Source organism: Agriterribacter sp. (genome assembly GCF_035444585.1).
Taxonomy (GTDB): domain Bacteria; phylum Bacteroidota; class Bacteroidia; order Chitinophagales; family Chitinophagaceae; genus Agriterribacter.
In genome coordinates this window covers 1-5443 of record NZ_DAOMOZ010000280.1, presented here as the reverse complement: position 1 = coordinate 5443, position 5443 = coordinate 1, and the positions used below count along the sequence as shown (strand labels likewise).

General features: G+C 45.1%; 8 protein-coding genes. All 8 read right to left on the bottom strand.

Annotated elements, in window-relative coordinates; all coding sequences use genetic code 11:
- Positions 1-660: 660 nt before the first annotated feature.
- Entirely contained in the window at positions 661-1158 is a 498-nt protein-coding gene (locus tag PLH26_RS19940) for a hemerythrin domain-containing protein (protein WP_324587780.1), read from the bottom strand.
- A 5-nt stretch (positions 1159-1163) separates the two neighbouring features.
- Positions 1164-1517 carry a DUF488 domain-containing protein gene (locus PLH26_RS19935; RefSeq protein ID WP_324587779.1) on the bottom strand — a complete coding sequence of 118 codons (354 nt, stop codon included), beginning with the start codon at positions 1515-1517 and terminating at the stop codon, positions 1164-1166.
- Between the two features lie 3 nt (positions 1518-1520).
- On the bottom strand, positions 1521-1982 hold the full coding sequence (locus PLH26_RS19930) for a hypothetical protein (protein WP_324587778.1): 462 nt from the start codon (positions 1980-1982) through the stop codon (positions 1521-1523).
- Complete coding sequence (locus PLH26_RS19925) at positions 1979-2374, bottom strand: group III truncated hemoglobin (RefSeq protein WP_324587777.1); 396 nt, start codon at positions 2372-2374, stop codon at positions 1979-1981. The genes PLH26_RS19930 and PLH26_RS19925 overlap by 4 nt, the downstream gene beginning before the upstream one ends.
- 15 nt (positions 2375-2389) lie before the next feature.
- Entirely contained in the window at positions 2390-2800 is a 411-nt protein-coding gene (locus PLH26_RS19920) for a cytochrome C (RefSeq protein WP_324587776.1), read from the bottom strand.
- Between the two features lie 21 nt (positions 2801-2821).
- Positions 2822-3082, bottom strand: coding sequence for a hypothetical protein (locus PLH26_RS19915; RefSeq protein WP_324587775.1), 261 nt, complete (start codon positions 3080-3082; stop codon positions 2822-2824).
- A 280-nt stretch (positions 3083-3362) separates the two neighbouring features.
- The gene (locus PLH26_RS19910; protein ID WP_324587774.1) at positions 3363-4373 is read right to left on the bottom strand and encodes a cytochrome c; all 1011 of its coding nucleotides are present in this window, start codon (positions 4371-4373) and stop codon (positions 3363-3365) included.
- Positions 4374-4393: 20 nt separating this feature from the next.
- The coding region (locus PLH26_RS19905; RefSeq protein ID WP_324587773.1) for a cbb3-type cytochrome c oxidase subunit I at positions 4394-5443 on the bottom strand (1050 nt) is incomplete at its 5' end.

Genomic DNA, 5443 nt, shown 5'->3' with positions numbered 1-5443 from the left:
ATAACAAGAACCAAATCACAAGAAACAAATAAATTTCAAATCCGAAGCCTTAAGCGCTAAATCCGAAGGAATACAACAATAGACAAAAAACTAAAAATTTCCGGAAATCCTGAGATGCGGCCGGCACCCGGCGAAGGAGGGTCAGCACCGCATCTGAACGTAAAGCACCGAAAGAAAATAACAAGAACCAAATCACAAGAACCAAATAAATTTCAAATCCGAAGCCTTAAGCTCTAAATCCGAAGGAATACAACATAGACAAAAAACTAAAAATTTCCGGAAATCCGAAGATGCGGCCGGCACCCGGCGAAGGAGGGTCAGCACCGCATCTGAACGTAAAGCACCGAAAGAAAATAACAAGAACCAAATCACAAGAACCAAATAAATTTCAAATCCGAAGCCTTAAGCTCTAAATCCGAAGGAATACAACAATAGACAAAAAACTAAAAATTTCCGGAAATCCGGAGATGCGGTCGGTACCCGACGCAGGAGGGTCAGCACCGCATCTGAACGTAAAGCGCCGGAGAACAAATAATAAGAACCAAATCGCAAGAACCAAACCCATCCGCAGGGGCGGATAAAATACAAATTCGAAGCATAAAATCCTAAATTCGAAACAAAATCTCAATTTCAAATTTCAAATCTTAAATTTCAATTCAACTACAGCGACGCATTCTTTTCGTTCCAGAATTCGTCCTGGTAATCATCTTTTAAAGTTGCGGACGGCGAAGCATTTAACCGGGCGCCGATGCTTTCAAGCTGTGCGTCGCTCAAAACAGCTTCCAGATGCGGGAACAACTGCCTTTCCTCGTACCGCACATGCCTGTCTAACTGATCGGCCAGCTTTGCAAGCTCATCGGTAATATTTTGGGGGGGAAGAACAGCCAAAGCTTCAATAGCCTCTCTTATGGCAGCATGTTCTTCTATAGCTTTAAGCACCATTTCATCCTGCAGGGGAGCAAAAAGGATCTCTTCTTCTTCACGAAAATGCGGTTCTATATGATCGTTCCAGAAATACTGCGCATACTGTACGATGCGGTGGGGCGCAGTTCTTTTTTTTAACCCTTCCCGTATTTTCCAGCAAAACAATAAGCTAAAATGATGCTCACGGGAAAGCTTCATGATACTTTCACTCCGCCTGATCGGTATTGGCTTCATAACCATTATTTTACCAGTGTTTTTATAAATTCCTGCAGCACCAGTGCCTGGTTATGCTGCTCATCATGCGCAGCATAAAGCAGGGTTACTTTTTTATGATCCCTGATGATCTCCAGGAGCTGTTCCAGGGCGCCTGATCGCTTTAGTTCTGCAATATACTTCCTGGTAAATTCCGGCCATTTCCCGGGTTCGTGATTAAACCATTTGCGTAAAGCCGTTGAAGGCGCTACCTCCTTCAGCCATACATCTGCATGTGCGGCTTCTTTCTTAATACCCCTCGGCCAAATGCGGTCAACCAGTACCCGGAATCCATCGGTGGCTGCAAAAGGCTCATACACTCTTTTAATTTGTACAGACATATTTCATTGTATCTTTTTAAAATCTTTCGCCTGCACATACCCAAGCAGTTCAGCACCCAGGGAAAAAAGCAATGCTACCTTTATCACTTCGGCTGTTACATACAGCCAGTGCAATGATGAGGGTGCGCTGCTCCCTCCATTGATAATAGCATCAGCTCTTGCAGCAAGCAATGGCAGCAACCAGAAAGTCTGGGCAAGCAAAACCAGTATGATGAATCCCAACCAGATTTTGTTGCTGGTTCGTATTATGGTTTTGTCGAAAAAAAGGCAGGAAAGAACGATAGCAGCAAAAATCCATTCCACTTTATTTAAAGCGCTAAATACCAGCTTACCTATACCCAGTCCAACGGACAGGCTTACACCCGGCGCCCGGAATTTTAGCCAGGCCTCCATGAAGCTGATGGCAAAAACGAAACCCAGCCACAAAAAAACGCACATGATGGCTATATATGGTAATCGTTTCATAACAAATTTTTAAACCCTGTCTTTTTATAATGTTCAATTTTATATTCAAACATCTCGGCCATTTTTCCCGCCCTCCATTTTGCTTCCCCGGCCTTTTCACCGCTGAACAACTCATCTACAGTTTGTGTAAACAATTTCATCCATTCTCCAAAATGGGCATGTTCAACAGGTAATTTTGCATGTGGCGGAAAGGGACTGCCGAAATAGGTTTGCTCTCCTAATAAAATGGTTTGCCAGAAAGTATACATCTTTGCCAGGTGCTCGGGCCACCGGTCTTTTATGCGTTCATTGAACACAGGAGCCAGCAGATCGTTCTCTCTTACTTTTCCGTAAAACGTATCCACCAGCTTTTTAACATCCTCAAGCGTCAGTATATCCTTTATCTCACTCATGCTCATGTATCTGGTTTATTGTTTGATTATATTTATATAAGTAACAAGATAATACAGGGCCCAGCCACCAAAGCCAATGATCAATATCCATACCCAGGAAGGAATGCTTTGCGGTGTTTCACTTCCGGTGATCATAAAATTTTTCGAATCCCCCTTCCCGTAGGCATTGATCATTAATGGCAATACCCCGTCTACCACTGCGTTTTCTTTAATGCCTTCTACATCAATAGCCGGGCCGTTTCTCACTTCAAAGGGTATAATGCGCAAGCCTTCTTTGCCTGTAGGATCTTTGCTCACAATTTTAAGACTATGCCTGCCGTCTACCAGTTTACGGGTATCCAGCTCAAAATTTACCGGCGAAACCAGCCTGGCTATGGGTGCCGGCTCATCATCAAGAAAAATAAGTATGGTGCTTCTGTCTCCCATATAAAACCATTTAAGTTGTTGTTACTCTATGTCTAAAATGAATCTTTTGATATGCGTCTGCGACCGTTCTCCCGGGCGGATCAGCCATTTCACGGAAAAAAACAGGGTAACCACAACGATAACCACCGCCGACCATACAATTACATAGTCCCAATTGCTGCCCGGACCGGCGCCATGCGTAATACCGCGCAAAATTTCGGGCTGCTGTTTTTCGCAAACCGGACAGGCTAACACCGCAAGAGCCGGACAGAGGAAAAATATACACAGCAATATCTTCTTCATGTTGATCTTTTTTTAATTATAAATACACTTCATCTTTGTGCTTTATTACAGGTATAACGTACCGGTGCTGAAGTGTAGTGACTGGTGAATAGTGAAACTCACTTTTACCCTTCACCCCATCCGAACGCCCGCCTGACCAGATCCGGGCAGGGCATTCAGCCGGACAGGCATTGCCTTTCACCTCTATCCCCGTCCGACCGCAGTCATCCCCGCCTGAATGACTCAGTCGGGCAGGCGGGCGGGTTCTCACTTCTCACGGCAGTACATAACCCGGCTGACACTATTCCGCTTTTTGCTTAACTGCATCTACTATTTGCTGTACCTGCTCAGGCGTTACCTGCTTCGCGTTATTACCCCAGCTTGTTTTTTCATGATTCATAATAGCTGCTATCTCTTCTGCGCTCAGTTTATTATCGGTACCTACTGCAGGCATGGGCGGAAAGCCTTCCTGCGCTCTTCCGTTATACCCGTTCATGATAATGTTTACCATTATTTCAGGATCGTCGTCCAATACGATCTTACTGCCTTTCAAAGAAGGGAAAGCGCCTTTCAGCCCTTCGCCATTAGGCTGATGGCAGCTTTGACAATTTACGGCATATAAAGCTGCCCCATCCAACCCCTGCACTGTCCCGTCGGCTGCCACTGTTTTCTTTTCTGCTTTTTTATACAAAAATTCAGGTGCAGGCCTGCCGTCGGGTAATGGCGTTTGTTTCAGCGACTGAAGGTACGCTACCAATTGCAATGCCCGGGGGGTAGCAACTACCTTACCGGCTTTACCTTTTAAAAATTCGTCCGGAACACTTACCACCACATCGTCCTTTTCGGGTTCCGCTTTGATCGTGAACAACCAGGGATAAGCAGGCATGATGGATTCTTTAACCACGATCCTGGGATTGTACAAATGCACCAGGTTCCAGTCGAGGCTGGGCTGCCTGCTGCCAATATTGGTCAGGTCGGGCCCCGTACGCTCCGTACCCATCAAAGTGGCTGTATTACGCCAGATATCTGTACGGTGTATGCCTGCATAATCTGAAGCTATGCTTGGCCGCGACCCCCATATCTTATCCATGTCTACATTGCGCACCTGCTGTGTGTGACATGCCACACAACCGTTGGCAATAAAAATGGCTTTGCCTTTCACGGCATCATCGCTCAATGGTTCTGCATTGGGCAGCGGCGCATTGTTTCTTTGATTGTGCAGGGCAGGCAAAATAGCTACCAGTATGGTGAGTGCTGCAAACAACAAAAATGTAGCGCCAAATAATTTTTTATGGTTATCAAAGAATTCCATATCAATCATTCTATTGTTGATCAAATAGTGCTTTCGCTCTCCTGGCTCAGCTTTTTAAAGGCGGCTTCTTTTACATCAACTGTTCCGCCTTCCATGAGCATTTTATAAATATTATATGCAAAGAACAAATGAGATATCCACATCAGGCTTCCGCCAATGGCTCTCCACAGCCAGTAAGGCGCAGAAAAAATAACACTCTCCATAAAGGGCTTCCCGTCTATCCACATCAATCCCTTTAGGGTGCTGCCATACATAAGCGGAACAGTATAAAACAACAGTCCTATCAAAGCAAACCAGAAATGGGCGCCTACTGTTATCTGCGGCGCTTCCCTGCCTGTTAACCGGGGGATAACGGTATATACACCTGCCCACACAAAGAATGAGATGATGCCGTACATGGTAAGATGAGAATGCGCAACCGTAAAATCGGTAAAGTGCCACATGAGGTTCGTAGAGCGGAACGCCTCTGCAGTACCCTGCAGTGAACCGGTAAAATAAAAGATTATACCTACCAGAAAAAAGGGTAAAGTATAGCTGTCCGAAATTTTATGCCATGCTCCCTTAAAGGTCATTATAAAATTGGTACTGCCGGCAACCACCGGGATAACCATTCCCACGCTTCCCACAATGGCTACGGTTTGCAACCACCAGGGTATGGAGCTGAACACAAAATGATGCGTTCCGATAAGCGTATAAAAAAGTATCTGTGTCCAGTAGGCCAATATACCCAGGCTATATGAATAAATGGGCCTGTTCAACTGCTGGGGCAAATAGTAATAAACAAGTCCGAGTGTCATCATCATAAACCACATGCCCACGCCCTGGTGCATATAGTAGCCCTGGATAATGGTTTCACCCAATCCATCCTGCCACCAGGGTACATAGGCAACAATTGAAATAACCAACCCAAATATCAAAGCCGCTACAATGTACCAGTTTGAAATGTAAATTTCTTTTGTAGTGCGTTTGGCAATGGTTCGTAAAAAATTAATGAGCGTTAACACCAGGGCTATTCCAAACAGCAGCATCACCGGCCAAATGTATTCGCGGTATTCCCCGCCGCCATTATT